17 protein-coding genes and 1 riboswitch are annotated in these 17,364 nt (G+C 59.2%); of the genes, 8 read left to right on the top strand and 9 right to left on the bottom strand.

The genetic code is table 11. The features are described from left to right. The first annotated feature begins 31 nt into the window (after positions 1-31). The 4 genes from odhI to QP891_RS02130 all read left to right on the top strand — a co-directional run bounded on the left by odhI (position 32) and on the right by QP891_RS02130 (position 2,655). On the top strand, positions 32-466 hold the full coding sequence (odhI, locus tag QP891_RS02145) for an oxoglutarate dehydrogenase inhibitor Odhl (RefSeq protein ID WP_023022279.1): 435 nt from the start codon (positions 32-34) through the stop codon (positions 464-466). A gap of 100 nt (positions 467-566) precedes the next feature. Beyond that, positions 567-1,313 carry a transcriptional regulator FtsR gene (ftsR, locus tag QP891_RS02140; RefSeq protein WP_284770693.1) on the top strand — a complete coding sequence of 249 codons (747 nt, stop codon included), beginning with the start codon at positions 567-569 and terminating at the stop codon, positions 1,311-1,313. A gap of 38 nt (positions 1,314-1,351) precedes the next feature. Beyond that, positions 1,352-1,945 (top strand): bifunctional nuclease family protein, encoded by a 594-nt coding sequence (locus tag QP891_RS02135; RefSeq protein ID WP_284770692.1) that lies wholly within the window; start codon positions 1,352-1,354, stop codon positions 1,943-1,945. Positions 1,946-2,091: 146 nt separating this feature from the next. Then, positions 2,092-2,655 (top strand): MerR family transcriptional regulator, encoded by a 564-nt coding sequence (locus QP891_RS02130; RefSeq protein ID WP_005282882.1) that lies wholly within the window; start codon positions 2,092-2,094, stop codon positions 2,653-2,655. Between the two features lie 63 nt (positions 2,656-2,718). Here QP891_RS02130 and QP891_RS02125 read toward each other — a convergent pair whose 3' ends face one another. From QP891_RS02125 to QP891_RS02115, 3 genes are all read right to left on the bottom strand, one after another. Continuing rightward, a complete protein-coding gene (locus QP891_RS02125) occupies positions 2,719-3,519 on the bottom strand; it encodes a vWA domain-containing protein (protein ID WP_284770691.1) in 801 nt (266 codons plus the stop codon). A 48-nt stretch (positions 3,520-3,567) separates the two neighbouring features. Next, complete coding sequence (locus QP891_RS02120) at positions 3,568-4,380, bottom strand: 3-methyladenine DNA glycosylase (protein ID WP_410757594.1); 813 nt, start codon at positions 4,378-4,380, stop codon at positions 3,568-3,570. A 67-nt stretch (positions 4,381-4,447) separates the two neighbouring features. After that, complete coding sequence (locus tag QP891_RS02115; protein ID WP_284785113.1) at positions 4,448-5,755, bottom strand: DEAD/DEAH box helicase; 1,308 nt, start codon at positions 5,753-5,755, stop codon at positions 4,448-4,450. Positions 5,756-5,982: 227 nt separating this feature from the next. Between QP891_RS02115 and QP891_RS02110 the strand changes: the two genes are divergently transcribed. Continuing rightward, complete coding sequence (locus tag QP891_RS02110; protein WP_284770688.1) at positions 5,983-7,512, top strand: SLC13 family permease; 1,530 nt, start codon at positions 5,983-5,985, stop codon at positions 7,510-7,512. Positions 7,513-7,573: 61 nt separating this feature from the next. On the opposite strand, the gene gnd is transcribed toward QP891_RS02110, so the two are convergent. Further along, the gene (gene gnd, locus QP891_RS02105) at positions 7,574-9,025 is read right to left on the bottom strand and encodes an NADP-dependent phosphogluconate dehydrogenase (RefSeq protein ID WP_284770687.1); all 1,452 of its coding nucleotides are present in this window, start codon (positions 9,023-9,025) and stop codon (positions 7,574-7,576) included. Between the two features lie 59 nt (positions 9,026-9,084). Between gnd and QP891_RS02100 the strand changes: the two genes are divergently transcribed. Further along, on the top strand, positions 9,085-9,540 hold the full coding sequence (locus QP891_RS02100) for a PaaI family thioesterase (RefSeq protein WP_284770686.1): 456 nt from the start codon (positions 9,085-9,087) through the stop codon (positions 9,538-9,540). Here QP891_RS02100 and corA read toward each other — a convergent pair. Beyond that, the gene (corA, locus tag QP891_RS02095; protein ID WP_005279244.1) at positions 9,537-10,610 is read right to left on the bottom strand and encodes a magnesium/cobalt transporter CorA; all 1,074 of its coding nucleotides are present in this window, start codon (positions 10,608-10,610) and stop codon (positions 9,537-9,539) included. The genes QP891_RS02100 and corA overlap by 4 nt on opposite strands. Positions 10,611-10,726: 116 nt before the next feature. Between corA and QP891_RS02090 the strand changes: the two genes are divergently transcribed. Continuing rightward, positions 10,727-11,329, top strand: a complete 603-nt coding sequence (locus QP891_RS02090; RefSeq protein ID WP_023017516.1) for a class I SAM-dependent methyltransferase — start codon at positions 10,727-10,729, stop codon at positions 11,327-11,329. A 4-nt stretch (positions 11,330-11,333) separates the two neighbouring features. Here the strand turns inward: QP891_RS02090 and QP891_RS02085 are convergent, their stop codons facing one another. The 4 genes from QP891_RS02085 to QP891_RS02070 form a co-directional block, all read right to left on the bottom strand. Next, the gene (locus QP891_RS02085) at positions 11,334-12,869 is read right to left on the bottom strand and encodes a bifunctional hydroxymethylpyrimidine kinase/phosphomethylpyrimidine kinase (protein WP_284770685.1); all 1,536 of its coding nucleotides are present in this window, start codon (positions 12,867-12,869) and stop codon (positions 11,334-11,336) included. Further along, positions 12,862-13,491: a thiamine phosphate synthase gene (gene thiE / locus QP891_RS02080; protein ID WP_284770684.1), complete on the bottom strand. Its 630-nt coding sequence runs from the start codon at positions 13,489-13,491 to the stop codon at positions 12,862-12,864. Before thiE ends, QP891_RS02085 begins: the two co-directional genes overlap by 8 nt. Continuing rightward, positions 13,488-14,312 (bottom strand): hydroxyethylthiazole kinase, encoded by an 825-nt coding sequence (gene thiM / locus QP891_RS02075; RefSeq protein ID WP_284770683.1) that lies wholly within the window; start codon positions 14,310-14,312, stop codon positions 13,488-13,490. The genes thiE and thiM overlap by 4 nt, the downstream gene beginning before the upstream one ends. Beyond that, a riboswitch (TPP riboswitch) is annotated at positions 14,300-14,393 on the bottom strand. It overlaps the preceding gene by 13 nt. A gap of 103 nt (positions 14,394-14,496) precedes the next feature. Next, on the bottom strand, positions 14,497-15,849 hold the full coding sequence (locus QP891_RS02070) for an NAD(P)/FAD-dependent oxidoreductase (RefSeq protein ID WP_284770682.1): 1,353 nt from the start codon (positions 15,847-15,849) through the stop codon (positions 14,497-14,499). Positions 15,850-16,050: 201 nt separating this feature from the next. Between QP891_RS02070 and QP891_RS02065 the strand changes: the two genes are divergently transcribed. Beyond that, complete coding sequence (locus tag QP891_RS02065) at positions 16,051-17,364, top strand: class I SAM-dependent methyltransferase (RefSeq protein WP_284770681.1); 1,314 nt, start codon at positions 16,051-16,053, stop codon at positions 17,362-17,364.

The raw sequence follows: 17,364 nt of genomic DNA, 5'->3' as shown, positions 1-17,364 counted from the left end.
AGTAACTCAAAACTAATCCCCGGAGGTAACAATGAGCGAGAACACCGGAACCCCGGAACCACAGGTGGAGACCACCTCTGTATTCCGCGCTGACCTGCTCAAGGAAATGGAAAATGGCACCAAGGGAACCGAGACCTCTGCGGTAGGTACGGAAAACTTGGAGGACGGCCAGGCGTTGCTTGTGGTCAAGCGCGGCTCCAATGCCGGTGCCCGCTTCCTGCTGGACCAGGACACCACCACGGCAGGGCGCCACCCAGAGGCAGATATCTTCCTGGATGATGTCACCGTCTCCCGCCGCCACGCTGAGTTCCGCAAGAATGATGACGGCCAATTCGAGGTAGTAGACGTGGGATCCCTGAACGGCACCTACGTCAACCGCGAGCCGCGTAACTCGCAGGTGCTCGAGGTTGGAGATGAGATTCAGATCGGTAAATTCCGCCTCGTCTTCATTACCAAGCAGGACTAAAACCGCAGCAGACAAACCGTTTTGCCGTCCTTGGTTAAAGCGGTTTAGTCTCCTTTTTATATCCAACGACTACTGAGACACTTTTAAAGAGATAGACACAGTGAGCGCAGCAGAATCCGCGGCGGCATCAGCTCGCCGCAAGAGCCCGAACACGAAGAAGGCTAAGACCATGTCCATTGGCGTGGTCTTAGAAACGCTGAATCAGCAATTTCCTGATGTCACTGTGTCTAAAATCCGCTTCCTCGAATCAGAGGGGCTGATTTCTCCCCAGCGCACCGCCTCCGGCTACCGCCGGTTCACGCAGGAAGACGTGGATAGGCTGCGCTACATCTTGACCACACAGCGGGATAACTACACCCCGCTCAAGGTCATTCGCGAGCAGCTGGAAGCAATGGATTCCGGCCAGGTCACCGCCATTGTTTCTGCTGGCAATGCGGAGACCTTGCTGTCTCCACAGCAGTTCAAAGCACCCGCGGTAACACGCCTGACCGATGCAGAGGTAGCACAGCAGGCCGGAGCAACCGAGGCGGATATTGCCACCTTTATCAAGGACAAGCTGATTAAGCCGGATGCCGCGGGATTTTTCAATACCGACGACGTGGCCATTGCTTCTGCCGCGGTAGCGTTGCAGGCCTTCGGCTTTAGCGCTAGCCAGCTGAAGTCCCTGCGCAATAGCGCACGCCGCCAAGCAGATTTGATTTCGCAGGTTGCGGCCCCCGTGGCGCACTCGAATTCCGATACCGCGCACCAGCAGGCAGAGGAACTTTCCCAGCAGATGACGGCGCTGGTCGTTTCTTTGCACGCCACCCTGGTAAAGACGGATTTGCGCCACGAATTTAACGCCTAACTCACCATGGCAGCCTCCCTTGTGGGAGAGTGGTAGCTATGAGTGATGTAACCCTTGAATTTCACGGCATTCACCAGCTTGGGCCAGAAGATGATGTCTGCGCGCTGCTGCGGTGGCCCGAAGAGAATCGCCTCATTCCCGTCTGGCTTTCAGCCGTAGACGGAATCCAATTGGCCGCTGTTTTTGCTGACCAGCGCCCGAACCGCCCCACGACCCACGATCTTCTCTGTGAGGTTCTAGAGGCTGCAGGTGGCGTCGACGCCATCGAGATTGTCAACCACCATCAAGGCACCTTCATGGTGGATATTCAGACCGCGCAAGGTGAAGTTTTTGATGCGCGTGTAAGCGATGCCTTGGCGGTAGCCGAGTACTTTAAGGTGCCCATCGTTGCCGAATCTGCGCTCTTGGCGCAGGTATCCGTCTTCGCCAGCGAGGAGGACATTAAGGAATACTTCGACCTTGAGCTTCCTACCCCCACGCAGGACGGGCGAGATAGCGATGACACTTCCGCTGGGGAAAGCACCTCTGCATCTGGAAACGCGCAGGCCGATGCCGATTTCGAAGAGATGATGCGCAGCCTTGGCATGGATGAATCCGATTTCCACACGGGGGAAGAAGACGAAAAAAATTAATGACACGCGTGTGACTAATGGTGACAATGTGGTTTTTAAAGTCTAAAGTTGTACTCGAAGGTTAAGCAGCCACCGCTTGACGGGGGTGTGCGCTTGGCATTTAATTGATCTTTAGAGCTTCCAACAAACCCCATTGGAGTAATTACGTGAGCATCACCGAGGACACTCAGTCCGAGTCCCAGTACGTCCAAGAATCCCTCTTTGATGTGGGACCGGACGAAGAAGTGGGGTACCGCGTGCCCATCGCCTGCCAGGTTGCTGGCATCACCTATCGCCAGTTGGACTACTGGGCACGCACCAACTTGGTCAACCCCTCCATTCGCACCGCCCGCGGCTCGGGTTCACAGCGCCTTTATTCTTTCAAGGACGTCTTGGTCCTCAAGATTGTCAAGCGCCTGCTCGACACCGGCATTTCCCTGCAGAATATCCGTTTGGCCGTGGAATCGTTGCATGACCGCGGCGTTAACGATTTGGCTGAGCTCACCCTCGTCTCTGATGGCACTACCGTGTACGAGTGCCGCTCCAATGATGAGGTCATTGACCTTCTCGCCGGCGGGCAGGGTGTCTTCGGCATCGCAGTGCCGGGAATCTTGAAGGAACTGTCCGGCACGATTACGTCCTTCCCCGCAGAGCGCATCGAGGAATTGCCCGATGACAACGTGGTTGGCTTGGATGAGCTCGCCGCTCGCCGCAACCGCAAGAGTTCCTAAGTCCTCTTAATAAGTTCTCCCTCCAGACCCCAGCTCACGGGGGTGGAGGGAGAACTTTTTTGTTTAAACCCCAGCGGCCTTATCCATCGCGGCGTTGAGGTCCTCCTGCGTACCCGCATCGACGCTAGTGAAGTTGTCAGCGGCGTTCTTTAGCTGTTCATCGATAGCCCCTGGGCCCACGTGGACGACGGATAGCTCTACGTTGTCTGACTTCGCGCCGTCAAGAGCGGCGGCAAACTGGGCATCGTCCATATCGAGCTCGGTGCCCGTTGTCACGAGGAGCACCCGTGCCTTCCGGTTGGTACCGGCGGCCTGATCCGCAGCGGTGTTCAGCGCGGCAATTGTGGCGCTGCGCGATTGCGGCACCCCACCGGTGCCGAATGCCGCGAGTGTCTTCGGCACCGCAGGGCCATTGCCGAATCCGAGGTTATCGCGGTACCCCACCGACGCGGCCTCCGAAATGGGGGACGAATAGTTCCACAAGGCTACCTGGCTATTGTTGTCACTCAATTTTTCCGCGGTGCCAGATAGCGCCTGTTGCGTTGCATCAAACATCGCGGTCATATTCGCAGAAGTATCAACGAGCAGGAGAGTATTGGGGGCCATCTCCACGGTGGAAGAGGAAGCCGAGCCCGAAGCCTCTTCGCCGTCGTCCGGCGTACTCGGAGCGGAGGAGGAGACTCCTGGGCTGCTTTCCACAGGGGATTGGGACGCGGTTTCTGCGGCCGTAGGCTCTCCAGAGTCATCCCCAGCGCGCAACAGGAAAATCAACGGTGCGATGACGGCAAGGATTGCGATGATGATAACCGCGATAACCCAGCCAGCTAGTGCGAATCTGTTTTCCCCGTTTGAGTGCCGTGCCATGTAGTGCCTTTCTCCAAAACTCCCGAGCCAGCGCATGATGCGTTTAATCTAGTGTAACTGGCAATAAGCCCTTTCCATTACTGCGACAAGCCGCTCGCGCAGCGGTTGCGCTCGCTGCGCGAGGCCCCGTTGACGGTTGACATACGTCGCCTTGCCCTCTGGTGTTTCAATAGGAACTACCCCAAGGCCCCAATTACGGCAATCGTACGGGGAGGCCTCCATGTCAAGGATGCGGGCATCGATAGCCAGATCCAGGCAATCGAGGAAGAGATCGCCTGGGACCAAGGGCCCCAGCTTCCACGCCCATTTATAAAGGTCCATGGTCACGTGCACGCAGCCTGCTTGGTCATTGGCAGGTTGATCCTCACGGTGGAGCACCGTCAGATTGAGCGGGCGCGCCGGCAGAGTAAAGAAACGGAACGCATCATAATGCGAGCACTTTAGGGAATGAGTATCAACGACGCGGTTGGTTCCTTCTGCGCCTAAGCGCAGCGGGAGATCATGGCGTGGGGAATCGGTGTGGTAAACCATCGCCCATTCATGCAGACCAAAGCAATCAAAGTGCACCGGGTTGGTGGCAGAGCGCCGCAGCAGATCCAAAATATAGTCAACGGAACTTCCGCGCCGTTGCATATAGGACTCCACGTCCACGGTGATGCCGTCCGCAGTCTCGTGGTAATCGCGCCAGCTAGCCTGCGGCGCGTCACCCTCGAGCGCCGTGTCAATGCCCGGGTGCCAGCGCTTTAGGTGCGACGGGCGGACAGGGTAATACTCAAAGAGGAAATCAAATACGGGATGATAGCTGCCCGGATGGCGAAACCTCTCCAGTCGGTCCGCCGCCCGCCGTTCGTGCTCATCCATGCGGGCGGTCCAGTCAGTGGTAGATAAAACCTGCACGGGCGTCTCCTCCTTTCTATTGCGCTAGCGCTTAGCGACGCCGCCCCTTACCCCTCCTGGCTCCACCAACCTGCCGCTTTTGTTGGCGTGGGGATTGTTTCTTTTGTTGCTGGCCCGCGCCGTTAGACCCGTCTTGGCCCGGCGGTGGAAGGGCCGGTCCGTGCGGCTTGCGGGCGCCGGTGACCGTGCGCAGCTCAGGAGCACCGGCCGGATTTTCGCGGTGGGAAATATCGTGTTCGGTAGCGCTCACACCGGCCTTCTTGATGAGGGCAGCTACCTCTGAGCGCTGTTCATCAGTGACCAAAGTAACCACCGTGCCTGTTGCGCCGCCGCGCGCAGTACGCCCTGCGCGGTGGAGGTAGGCCTTGTGTTCTGCAGGCGGATCCACGTGGACGACGAGTGAAACGTCTGCAATATCGATGCCGCGCGCCGCGATATCGGTGGCAACGAGGACTGGAATGGAGCCATCGGCAAAGCCAGAAATGGCGCGGGTGCGCGCGCCCTGGCCCTTATCCCCGTGCAGTGGATAGGCGTTAATGCCGGCACGCCGAAGCTTTTTCACCTGCCTATCCACGCCGTGCTTGGTACGCATGAACATGATGGTCTTGCCTGCGCGCGCGGCGATGCGCATGACCACCTCGTTGCGGGCGGGGCGATCACCCAGGAAAAACAGGTGGTGCGACATCGAATCCACCGCTGCGGCGACGGGAGCCGTGGAGTGGATCACGGGATCGTGCAGGAATTGCTCGACCAGCTTATTAACATCCCCATCGAGGGTCGCAGAAAAAAGCAGCCGCTGACCGGTGGGTGGGGTGTAGTTTAAAAGCTTGCGCACCTGGGGAAGAAACCCCATATCGGCCATCTGGTCTGCCTCGTCCAAGGTAGTGATCTGTACCTTGTCAAAGGACAACTTGCCTTGTGCGATGAGATCCTGAGCGCGACCAGGTGTGGCGACCAAGAGGTCCACTGGACGCGCCAGAGAGCGAATGTGGTGGTTGATATTGACGCCGCCGACCACCGCGAGAACGCGCAGCCCTAATGCGGCGGCGGGTTCATCGAGGCGTTGCTGGATCTGCGTCGCTAACTCGCGGGTGGGGGCGAGCACGACCGCGCGGGGCTGGCCCGGGGTAGAGGCGCCCGAGCCAACCAATCGGGCCAATGTGGGAAGCCCAAAGGTAAAGGTCTTTCCGGAACCGGTAGGCCCACGGCCAAGTACGTCTTTGCCTGCGAGTACATCCGGGATAGCTGCGGCTTGGATGGGAAATGCTTCCGTGATTCCTTGGTTGTGTAGAACGTGAACCACGCGCTGAGGTAAGCCGAGTTCGGCAAAAGTAGTCATCGTTGGGCAATTCTAACCGGTGGGTGCGTAAAATCCTGCATCGGGCAACGCACGATTGGTGGACCACCGTACAAGTGAGAAATCCCATAGCAAAAATAGGGTCCTGTTTTAGGTATTTCACTGGTTATTACCTAACGTGGAAGGTGGTGCTGGGAAGCACGCAAGATTTATTCCTCCACTCACAGGCCCCTTCCAGGGCCATTACGAACTGTTAAGGAGTCGTCTCCATGGCTCAAGCACAAGCAACCGCAGCCAGTTCTTCTTCCCACTCCTCGCCACAGGAATCAACTGAGCCCACGAAGAAGGAGAGGTATCACCTTGACGCCGTGTGGTTCGCGCTGGCCTTCGTGGCCTTAGCGGCCGTCTTAGTTATCCCGATCCCGGGACTCGACTGGCCTGCCAAAGTGGCTCTGGGCATGCTGGCCTTCGCGGTGATCATGTGGGTGACCGAGGCCGTGAGCTATCCGGTAAGTGCCCTGCTGATCGTCGGCCTTATCTCGCTGCTTTTGGGGCTTGGGCCGGATCCAGAATCCGATGGCATCTACGGCACCTCCAATGCCCTCAAGGTCGCGATGACAGGATTTTCCTCCTCCGCGGTAGCACTTGTGGCCGCGGCACTGATCTTGGCCGGAGCGATGCAGGCTACGGGCTTGCATAAGCGGATTGCCTTGTACGTGTTGAAGATCGCGGGGGAGAAGACCTCCCACATCGTTATCGGCGCCATTGCGATTGCCATCATCTTGGCCTTCTTCGTTCCCTCTGCCACCGCGCGTGCGGGCGCCGTAGTGCCCATCTTGCTCGGTATGGTAGCCGCCTTCGGCTTGTCCTATGAGTCGAAGCTGGGCGCCTTGCTCGTCATTACCGCAGCGCAGGCCGTATCGATCTGGAACGTGGGCATCAAGACCGCCGCCGCACAAAACCTCGTGGCGGTGGGATTTATCGAGGATCAAATGGGGCAGTCGGTCTCGTGGGGCCAATGGTTCATTTGGGCCGCGCCGTGGTCCATCCTGATGTCCATTGCGTTGTATTTCATCATGCGCGCCGTCATCAAACCGGAAACGGAACGCATTGAGGGAGGAAAGGAGCTCATCGCCAAGCAGCTAGAGGACCTCGGGCCCACCTCACCGGAAGAGAAAAGGCTCATCGGATTTTCCCTTCTCCTGCTCTTCTTCTGGGCCACGGAGGGACTGCTGCACCCGATTAGCTCGGCCGTCATTACTGCGGTGGCCGTTGCCCTGATGCTGTTACCGAAGATCGGCGTGTTTACCTGGCCAGAAGCGCAAATATCCGTGAGCTGGGGTACCCTCATCGTCTTTGCCATTGGCATTTCCCTCGGCTCGTTCCTGCTGGATACGGGCGCTGCCACGTGGTTATCAGAAAAGACCTTTGGGCTTATGGGGCTGGATTCGCTGCCGATTCTGGCAACTATTGCATTGGTATCGCTATTTAATATCCTGATCCACTTGGGCTTTGCCTCTGCTACCTCGCTGGCCTCCGCGCTCATCCCGGTCTTTATCGCCTTGGCCGCCACACTGGATGTGCCCAACGGCGGCATCGGCTTCGTGGTCATCCAGCAGTTCGTCATCTGCTTCGGGTTCTTGCTGCCCGTCTCCGCGCCGCAAAATATGCTGGCCTATGGCACCGGCGCCTTTAGCACCAAGCAATTCCTTCGCTCTGGTATCCCGCTGACCATCGTCGGATACCTGCTCATCCTGCTGCTCTCTGCCACCTATTGGGCGTGGCTCGGCTTGGTCTAACACCAGGTACTAAAAAGGGAGGGCCTGCACGGTGCAGGTCCTCCCTTTTTATATGCAGCGCTTAATCCGTCTGCGTCAGGCTGCGATCACCGGACCACTCGACGTGGAAGGTGCCGGGCTTATCGGTGCGCTTGAAGGTGTGCGCACCAAAGAAGTCGCGCTGGCCCTGGATAAGGGCGGCGGGCAGGCGGGTGGCGCGCAGGCTGTCGTAGTATGACAGCGAGGAGGCAAAGACCGGAGCCGGCAGGCCCATCTGGGTTGCAGCGACGACGACGCGGCGCCACGGTTCGATGAGGTCTTCCAGCTCACCCTTGAAGTAGGGATCCAGGATGAGGGCGGGAAGCTCTGGATTGGTATCAAATGCCTCGCGGATGCGGTCCAAGAACTTAGCGCGGATGATGCAGCCGCCGCGCCAGATGGTTGCTAGGTCGCGCGGATCGACATCCCAACCGAATTCGGTGGAACCAGCCTTGATCTCATCGAAGCCCTGGGAGTAGGCGATGAGCTTGGCGGCATACAACGCACGGCGAACGTCTTCGATGAAGGCATCCTTGTCGATGTCGAAGTCCGCGTTCGTGCCTGCTGGAAGCTGTCCCTCCTGCGCGGCGGCGCGCTGCTGGCTCCAAGAAGACAGTGCGCGGGCAAAGACGGACTCGGCGATACCAGTAATTGGCACGCCCAATTCCAAGCCATTGATGGCAGTCCAGCGGCCGGTACCTTTCTGGCCGGCGGCGTCCAAGATGACATCGACAAGCGGGGCGCCCGTGTCCGGATCCTTCTGGGCCAGTACCTCGGCGGTGATCTCAATGAGGTAGGAGTCCAGGTCGCCGGAGTTCCATTCCTTGAAAATCTCCGCAATCTCGGCAGGCTCCATGCCAGCGCCGTAGCGCAGCAGCTGGTAGGCCTCGCCGATGACCTGCATATCGGCGTACTCGATGCCGTTGTGGACCATTTTGACGAAGTGGCCGGCGCCATCCGGGCCGATGTGGGTCACGCACGGGGTGCCATCGACCTCCGCGGCGATGGACTCCAGGATGGGGCCGAGGGTCTCCCAGGACTCAGCCGGACCACCAGGCATGATGGATGGGCCGTTCAAGGCGCCTTCTTCGCCGCCGGAAATGCCAGCGCCCACGAAGTGCTTACCGCGCTCGGCCACTTCCTTTTCGCGGCGAATGGTATCCGTAAACAGCGCATTGCCGCCATCGATGATGATATCGCCGTCATCCATGGCATCGGCAAGCTGGTCAATGACCGCATCGGTGGCCTTGCCCGCCTGCACCATGATGATGGCCTTGCGGGGGCGCTCCAAGGAAGCCACGAAATCCGCGATGGACTCGGAAGGAATAAAGTTTCCTTCGTCGCCGTGGGCCTCAATGAGGGCGTGGGTCTTTTCTGGGCTGCGATTATAGACGGCGACGGTATTGCCATTGCGGGCAAAGTTGCGGGCTAGATTGGAGCCCATTACCGCTAGGCCGACAACACCAATGTGCGCGAGTTCGTTCTTTTCAGTCATGGTGCCTATCCTACGTCACCGCCGCGCTTTCGCCGCGCTGGCGGTTAAGCTTGAAGGCTATGTCAGATACCCAGATACTCAATGACTTGCTTCATACCGCGCATACGCGCCTGCTCAACGAGGAGGAACTGGAGAAACTAAATTCGGTCAACGGCGGGCTTGCCGAGTTCATCGGCCTTACCTTCGACCGCGTTGGCCCAACCGAGGCCCGCGCGCGCCTTACCGTGACTTCTCAGCATCACCAGCCGTGGGGCGTGGCTAATGGCGGGCTATATTGCACCATCGCGGAAACTGTCGCCTCCATTGCCAGCGTCGCGGCTGCCGATGCCCCGGCGATGGGGGTCAATAACTCCACGGACTTCATCAAGGCGACAGGTGAGGGCGAGCTTGAAGCGGTGGCCACCCCCATTCAATTGGGCACGCGCACCCACGTGTGGAGCGTAGAGATGCGCCAAGGAGACACCCTCATTGCACGCACCACGCTGCGCACCATGATTATGGATAAGCGCAGCTAGAGCCAGTGGTTCTTCCGGAACCACGCCCACAGGCCGCCAACGACAGCGACCATGATGATGATTGCCATGGGATAGCCAAAGGCCCAGTGAAGCTCCGGCATGATATCGAAGTTCATGCCGTAAATACCGGCGACGAGGGTCGGCGCGGCCCACATACCTACGACGGCCGAGATCGTGCGCATATCCGAGTTTTGCTGCATGGTGACCTTGGCCACCGAGGCATCAATAAGCGAGGTCAGGCGTTCATCGAAGCTGGCGACCAAGTCATTGACCACGAGCTCGTGGTCATAGACATCGCGCAGGTAGGACCGGATCTGCTTAGAGATGAGATCCTTGTGATCCGAGACCATCGCCTTTAGCGCCGCAGACAGCGGATAAATGGCGTGCTTCATCTCCAAGACTTCGCGCTTGAACATATAAATGCGGTCGACGTCGAATTTGAGGTTCGGGGTAAAGATTTCCTCTTCGAGTTCATCGACTTCATCGCTAATCAGGCGGGCGACCTCGGAGTAGCGGTCCACCATCATGTCCAGGATCTTCCAGGCCATGGCGACGGGGCCGAGCTCCACCAGGTCCTGCTCGTCTTCGACCGTGTAGGCCAGATTGGGCAGCTTCGCACCGTGGCGAACGGTAATGATGAAGTTAGAGCCCATAATCATCTGGATTTCGCCCGTGGAAATAATCTGGCGCTTATCTTTCACCTCATCGTGGTCGCGGTAATTCACCGAGCGGGCCACCACAAAGAGCTGGTCATCGTAGCGCTCCAGCTTCGGGCGCTGGTGGGCCATGACGGCGTCTTCCACGATGAGCTCGTGGATGCCAAATTGCGAAGCGATCTTCGTCATCTGGGATTCATAGGGCTCATGCAGGCCCACCCAGACGAACCCGCGGCCGTATTCCGCCACGGTTTCCAAGGCGGAATGCGCGGAATACTCGCCGGGCAGGGCCTCACCATCGACGAAGACGCGGCAGTGCTCAATGGCGCGCTCCGCGGGAACCGGCGGGAAGGAGGGCTGGCTAGGAGGCGTGGATTTCTTTCGGCCTCTAAAGGGCGTGGGTACGGACGGCATCGTTTCAGCCTCCTTTGCACGGTAGTGCGGATAGTAACGCAATCAAGTAGTAAAACGGGCCACGTTTTACGCAGCGGGTAAAGCTTACACCGACGGTGGGTAATATAATCGAATCTATGCCAACGTGGAAAGAAGTTACCGAAGCCAATCCCGCCCACTCCCATAATTTCGCCCGCAAATGGAAGATGCTTGAGGCGCAGGGCAAAGACATTCATGGGGAGGCCCGGCTTGTCGATGCCATGGTGGAACGCAATTCCACCATCCTCGACGCCGGCTGTGGAACCGGCCGCGTCGGCGGGGAATTGCTGCGCCGCGGACACAGCGTGGTGGGCATTGACGTGGATCCCATTTTGATCGAACACGCCGAACATGACTTCCCCGACGGCGAGTGGTTCGTCGGGGACCTGTGCACGGAAGAGGTTCCTGAAGGCCCCTTTGACTTGGCTGTTTCCGCAGGAAACGTCATGGGCTTTTTGGCCGTGGATGGCCGCGAGGAAGCCCTGCGGAATATTTTTAACTCGCTGACCCCCGGCGGGCGCTTCGTCACCGGCTTTGGGGAAGGCCGCGGATGGGACTTCCAGGACTTCCTCGATATGGCGCAGAAGGTGGGCTACCGCGTTGACTTCACGTTTTCTTCCTGGGACATGAAGCTATTTTCGGAGCATTCCACCTTTTTGGTCGCCGTGCTATCCCGCCCGGGTGCGGACCTCTTGGCCTAAGGCCTTAAAAGCGCCGGTCCGCTTGGTCGAAGAAATCGACCTCGTGGATGCTGGCGCTGATAAAGGCGCGCTCGGCACGGGTCCGAGTGGCCTCATCCGCCTTTTCTAAAGTTTCCTCCACAATCTTGATGCTCTCGCGCACCCCGGCGAGGAAATCTTCCCCGCCGTACACCTCCAACCACGCATGGTAGGGGTGATCGGGCGAATCGAACTCCGCCAAGTGCAGACCCACCTCTGCATACAGCCAGTAGCAGGGAAGTACCGCCGCGATGCCAACCGCATAATCATCCGTGTGCGTGCTGCGGATGAGAAAATCCGTATAGGCACTGGTTACCCGCGACGGCGCCGTAGTAGCCGAATCCTTCAGCCACCCGCGGTGCAGTTCAGCTTCCTCCGCGAGGCACTCGTAAGCGCCCTGCGCCCAGTGCAATTGCTGCGCGGTATCGGGCGCCTGACTGGCGAGGCGGGCCAGGGCCTTCGAGTAGGACGCCAGGTATTGCGAATCCTGATCGAGGTAGAAGCTGAAAGCATCGTTGGCAAGTGCCCCGGACCCCAGCTTCTGAATAAAGGGTAGTGCCTTTACCTGCTCCCAGTGCTCCGCCGCGATATTCCACAGGCGCTGCGTGTACGGGCCAGCGGCCGCTACTCGCGGCTGATCGGCATTTTCTACCTCTTCCAATGGCCCGGACAAGTGAGGAAGCGGTACCGAGGACGCAGCCCGCATCAAGCGCTGCGGGCGGTGCAGGTGGTCTACCGGCCCGCTGCCTTTGCCGACGGCCAGCGCATCCGCATTAGCAATCGCCTCGTGCAGCCAGTCCGTGGACCACTCTAGGGCGGTGGCGACTTCATCGCCTGCGCCAAGCCGCGTTGCTAGGGCAGAGGAGAGGGAGCAGCCCGTGCCGTGGGTATTCTTGGTCTGCACTCGAGCCGATTCCACGCGGTGAACCTTGCCATCGGCAGTGACCACGGCGTTATCGGCAATCGCCGAGTCAAGGTGCCCGCCCTTGACGATGACCGCCGTATCCGCCTCAGCGGCCCACGTCTTAGCCACCTCGATGGCACGGTCCAAGTCCGTAGCTTCCTCCGTCTGCGTCAGGACGGCCAGCTCCTTGAGGTTGGGCGTGATGACATCAGCGCGGGAACACAGCTCGCGCACCGCCTTTTCCGCCGCGGGGTCCAAGAGGCGGTCGCCACTGGTGGCCACCATGACCGGGTCCAAGACCACGGGGACGGACGGGTCGATCTGGTCGAGGAACGTGGATACGAGGTCGGTGATGGGGGCATCGGCAAGCATGCCGATCTTGATGGCATCGATGTTTACGTCTTCGCGGACGGAATCCAGCTGCTCTTGGAGGAAATCCAGCGGCGGGACGTGGACGCTGCGCACGCCCTGGGTATTTTGGGCCACCAGCGCGGTGACCACGCTCATTCCATACCCGCCCGCGGCGGCGATGGACTTCAAATCGGCCTGGATACCGGCTCCGCCTGTGGGATCGGTTCCAGCAATCGAGAGAATACGGGGGTAGGTTCCTTTAGCCACAGTAGGCCTCCTTTAGGTTGTGTGCTGCCGCTGCCGGGTCATCGGCAGCCATAATGTCGCTGACCACGCAGATCCCTGCGAAGTCGCTTGCAGAAAGTTCGTGGGCATTGTGTGCCTTGATGCCGCCGATGGCGACGGACTCGATGCCGCGTTCGCGCGCCGCGGTGGCAAGGCGCCTGGCAGCCTCGGCACCGATTCCCGCTGGCGCATTCTTCTTGGTCGCCGTCGAGTGGACCGGGCCGATGCCAATGACATCGGGGGCATCCTGCGGGTCAATGGCGTCCAACTCTTCCCGCGTGCCCACCGAAAGCCCGATGAGCTTATCGGGGCCAAGCAACTCTCGTGCTTGGTGTAGATCCATATCGTTTTGGCCAATGTGCAGGTGACAGCCCACCTTGGCCGCTACCTCGACACGGTCATTGATAAAAAGCGGTACGTCGCCCAAGACCTCCAGAAGGTCGCGGGCGGTAGCCTCGACCTCCTCGTCGCTGGCTTCTTTATCGCGCAATTGCACGACGGTAGCCCCGCCGCGTACCGCCTCTTGCACGATGGGAACGACCTTGTCCCGCCCGCCGGCGAGCTCAGGATCGGTGATGAGATACAGTGTCCAATCGATGCTCATGACAGCTCCGCAATGTCGGCGACCTCGGAGGCAGAGATGCGCTCCTCGATTGCATCGGTGGACAGCCCATACAGCGCATCGAGCCAGGCAACCGCAAAGGAGCCGGGCGCCGTGGATTTCTCCGCGGCAACGCTGCCTGCGGCCCCCACATGCGCATGCGCTGCGATGATCGCTGTGAATGGATCCTCCCACGCTGCCAGGTAAGCCGCGCAGATGGCGCCCAGCGAACAACCCGTGCCGATGACGTTTTGCAGCATCGGGTGTCCAGACTCGAGGCTTACCGCACGCGGCGTTTCGCCTGCCTGCACGATGAGATCCGTGGGACCAGACACGGCAATTACGGCTCCAGTATCGCGGGACAGTTTGAGCGCTGGTTCCAGAGCCGCCTCCACGCCATCGGTGGACTCCACGCCGCGCCCGCCGGCTCCGGTTCCGACCAAGGCTATGATCTCGGAAGCATTACCGCGAATCGCCGTCGGGCGCTGCGGCAGGACTTCGTGCATGAACTCGGTGCGCTTGTGCAGACCACCCGCGCCAACGGGATCGAGGACCCACGGGTTTCCAGCCGCGGTCGCACCGGCGATTGCCTCTCGCATGCCGCCGTATTGCTCGGAATTCGGGGTTCCACAATTGATAAGCACGCCGCTGGCTATCTTCGCAAAATCTTGCGACTCATCTGGAGTATCTACCATTGCTGGGCTGGCGCCGATGGCCAATAGCGCATTGGCAGAAATATTGCTGACGACCTTATTGGTCAAACACTGAATAAGTGGGGCGGTATCGCGCACCGCATCGTGGGCACGGAGAAATGAACAATCCACAACAATCCCTTCGCTAGTTCTAACTGAGAGCAGGTTCAATGGGTGTATCTCAGCCACTGCGTGGCACCCCATGTTGTAATGCCCAAGCCTAACAAAAATGGGAAAATAGGGACGAAAACCACAAAAGCCGCCGCCCACAGCCCCATAGCGGGGTAGTAGGACAGCGGCTGGTGCCGAGGAGGATTTAGTTCTTTTCTTCTTCCGCCTCATCGATAAGGTTGCGGGCGATGCGCTGCTGGGTAGTAATCTCCAGGTTGCCGCGGTTGCGGGAGAGAATATTAGCCGCCCAGTTGACCAATACAGCCAAGCGGCTGCGTAGACCAACGACGTAGGTCAGGTGCAAGGCCAGCCATGCCAACCAGCCTGGGAAGCCGGAGAATTCGGTCTTGCCCAGCTTCACAACGGCATTGAAGCGGGTCACGATGGCCATCGAGCCCTTGTCGAAGTACTCGAAAGGTTCCTTTTCATCGGCCGTGGACTCCTCGTCCACCTTGGTCTCGATGAGCTTGGCGACGTGCTCGCCACCCTGAATTGCCACCTGTGCCAAGCCCGGCAGGCGGTTCAGGGACATCATGTCACCGATGATGTAGACGTTGTTGAAGTCACCAACGGTCATGTCATCGTTGACGGAAACGCGGCCCGCGCGGTCAGCCTCGACTCCGGCCTGGTCAGCGACCATCTTGCCCAGTGGGGAAGCGGAAACACCAGCGGACCAGATCTTGGTCGCGCCCTCGAGGGTGACCTCTTCCTCGGTCTTCATGTTCTTGTAGGTCACGGAGTCTTCGTTGACGTTGGTCACCATGGCGTTCAGGCGAACGTTGACGCCTTCCTTCTCTAAAGTGCGCTGAGCACGGCGGCCGAGGCGCTTGCCAAACGGCGGGAGCACTTGCGGCGCACCGTCGAGCAGGTAAATCTTTGCGGCGGAGGTGCCGTAGGTGGAGTAGACATCGCTAAGCGTGCGGTTAGCCAACTCAGCGATCTGGCCGGTGAGCTCCACACCGGTCGGGCCGGCACCGACGATGATGAAGGTCAGGAGGCGCTCGCGCTCAGCGGGGTCATCGGTAAGCTCAGCTTTTTCGAAGGCGGAAATGATGCGGGAACGCAGCTCCAGGGCATCATCCAAGGTCTTCATGCCAGGGGCAAACTCCGCGAAGTGGTCATTGCCAAAGTACGACTGGCTGGAGCCAGCAGCGACCACGAGGGAGTCATAGGAGTAGGTGCGCGAAAAGTCATCGAGCTCGGCGGTAACCGTCTGGTCCTCCAGGTTAATGTCGGTCACGTTGCCGTTGACAAAGTCCACATTATCCTGGTTGCGCAGCAGCTGGCGGGTCGAGGGGGCAACCTCACCAGCGGAAATCATGCCGGTAGCCACCTGGTAGAGCATTGGCTGGAACAGGTGGTGGTTCTTCTTATCGATGAGGGTGATCTCAACATCGGCGTTCTTCAACTTCTTCACAGTGTTAAGACCGCCGAATCCACCGCCAACCACGACGACGTGGTGACGGCTTCCGTTTGGACGATAAGGGGTATCAGTCATGGAATTAATGCGACCTTCCTCGAGAAAGCTTATTTAAGTACCCGTATAGTGTAAACGCTCGTTACATAACGTGCATACTTGATACCCATTTACATGCGTTTCAGGTTTCCTTTCATGCGGAGCGCCTTAACCGAAACCGCTCAGAATCTAGCTAAAATAAGCGCAACCGTGACCCTTGCACCCAGGAGCGCTCCCCAAACCATGAGTTTTTCCACCCCCGAGCATCTACGCTCCATCGACGCGGAGGCATGGCCCAATATTGCGACCGTGCCATCGCAGCGCTGGGCGGCGCTAAAATCCCGTCGGGCCGAGGCAGAATTCGCCAAGGCCTGCGATAATGCCGGCTTGGAACTGGAACTCGATGCTGCTGGCGGCCCCGATTTGAAGGTAGGCCACGATGCATTATTCGAGCGAATCGCCGCCACCGGATGGTTAGGCTTCGCCGAAAGCTATATGGCAGGCGAGTGGACCGTCTCATCCTCCACCCAATTAGTGAAAGTTTTAGGCAAACTCCTGCAGGTGGGGTATCTTCCCAAACCGCAAGGGGTAAGCGTGCGCGATTCTGAGCCAGGGGAGCTGCCTCTCGACCTAGTGCGCCTCTATGCTGGCGATGGTCTAAGCCACGTTGGTGGGATCTTCTCCAGCGGCGTGCCGACGACGATCCGGGAAACGGTCGAAAGCTTTAGTCCAAAGGCCGGCGGCAGGGAACCGAAGAGCCACTTTGTCGATGTCACCACGGTGAGCGAACCCACCAACGTAGACCGGGATGACTTGGGCGAGGCGCAGCGTAGGGCGGCGGATTGGCTTCTCGATGCCACCCGCACCGGCGCCGGCACCCACCTTCTGGTCTATCCCGCGGCCGGAATGCAGGCTGCGATCCGCGCTACCAAACGCCGCGCCACTGTCGATGTCCTGACCAGCGATGTTGAACAAATCACCCAGATGCGCGAGGCGCTTGTCTTCGCCGGAACGGAGGACTCTATCCACGTAGAGCGGATTCCGGATTCTGTTCCGAGCCCGAAGCAATGGCGCGGGCACTACGATGCGATCATCAGCGTGGAAAAGTTCGAGCAATTAAGCCCGCGAGAGCGCAAGGCCTATATCCGAGTCCTCGACCGATTCCTTACCGCAAACGGTCGGGCGGCTTTTCAATCGATCGTGGCCACCGAGTCCATGTCGGAGGCTGCCCGAGCATCCTTGCAGGCCATGCGGGCCTATATCTGGCCAGGACTCGACTATCCGCTGACTATGGACGTGCACCGGCTCGTAGATAAGAACTCTCACCTGCGCATCGTGTCCGAAACGCACGTGGGCAGCCACTATATTGAATCCCTGCGCCAGCAGCGATCCTTTTTTGATGGGCACCTTCGCGAGGCCGCCGCTGCCGGCTTTGATCCGGTTTTCCGCAGGTTATGGACCTTCCAATTCGCACTTCGCGAGGCGCTCATGACCCTCGGAATGATCGATTCCGTCCAATTCGGCCTGACCCACCGCAATCGCGGCGGGCGCCGTTAG

The sequence above is a fragment of the Corynebacterium sp. MSK310 genome, from assembly GCF_030227355.1.
Lineage (GTDB): Bacteria > Actinomycetota > Actinomycetes > Mycobacteriales > Mycobacteriaceae > Corynebacterium > Corynebacterium rhinophilum.
Note: the sequence above shows the minus strand (reverse complement) of the source record. Positions and strands in the feature narration are given on the sequence as shown.

Bases quoted from the DNA above. Each gene is read 5' to 3' on its own strand.
- odhI (WP_023022279.1), top strand. From the start codon at position 32: ATGAGCGAGAACACCGGAACCCCGGAACCACAGGTGGAGACCACCTCT.
- QP891_RS02135 (WP_284770692.1), top strand. From the start codon at position 1,352: ATGAGTGATGTAACCCTTGAATTTCACGGCATTCACCAGCTTGGGCCA.
- QP891_RS02125 (WP_284770691.1), bottom strand. From the start codon at position 3,519: ATGGCACGGCACTCAAACGGGGAAAACAGATTCGCACTAGCTGGCTGG.
- QP891_RS02120 (WP_410757594.1), bottom strand. From the start codon at position 4,380: ATGGATGAGCACGAACGGCGGGCGGCGGACCGACTGGAGAGGTTTCGC.
- QP891_RS02115 (WP_284785113.1), bottom strand. From the start codon at position 5,755: ATGACTACTTTTGCCGAACTCGGCTTACCTCAGCGCGTGGTTCACGTT.
- QP891_RS02110 (WP_284770688.1), top strand. From the start codon at position 5,983: ATGGCTCAAGCACAAGCAACCGCAGCCAGTTCTTCTTCCCACTCCTCG.
- gnd (WP_284770687.1), bottom strand. From the start codon at position 9,025: ATGACTGAAAAGAACGAACTCGCGCACATTGGTGTTGTCGGCCTAGCG.
- QP891_RS02100 (WP_284770686.1), top strand. From the start codon at position 9,085: ATGTCAGATACCCAGATACTCAATGACTTGCTTCATACCGCGCATACG.
- corA (WP_005279244.1), bottom strand. From the start codon at position 10,610: ATGCCGTCCGTACCCACGCCCTTTAGAGGCCGAAAGAAATCCACGCCT.
- QP891_RS02090 (WP_023017516.1), top strand. From the start codon at position 10,727: ATGCCAACGTGGAAAGAAGTTACCGAAGCCAATCCCGCCCACTCCCAT.
- thiE (WP_284770684.1), bottom strand. From the start codon at position 13,491: ATGAGCATCGATTGGACACTGTATCTCATCACCGATCCTGAGCTCGCC.
- QP891_RS02070 (WP_284770682.1), bottom strand. From the start codon at position 15,849: ATGACTGATACCCCTTATCGTCCAAACGGAAGCCGTCACCACGTCGTC.
- QP891_RS02065 (WP_284770681.1), top strand. From the start codon at position 16,051: ATGAGTTTTTCCACCCCCGAGCATCTACGCTCCATCGACGCGGAGGCA.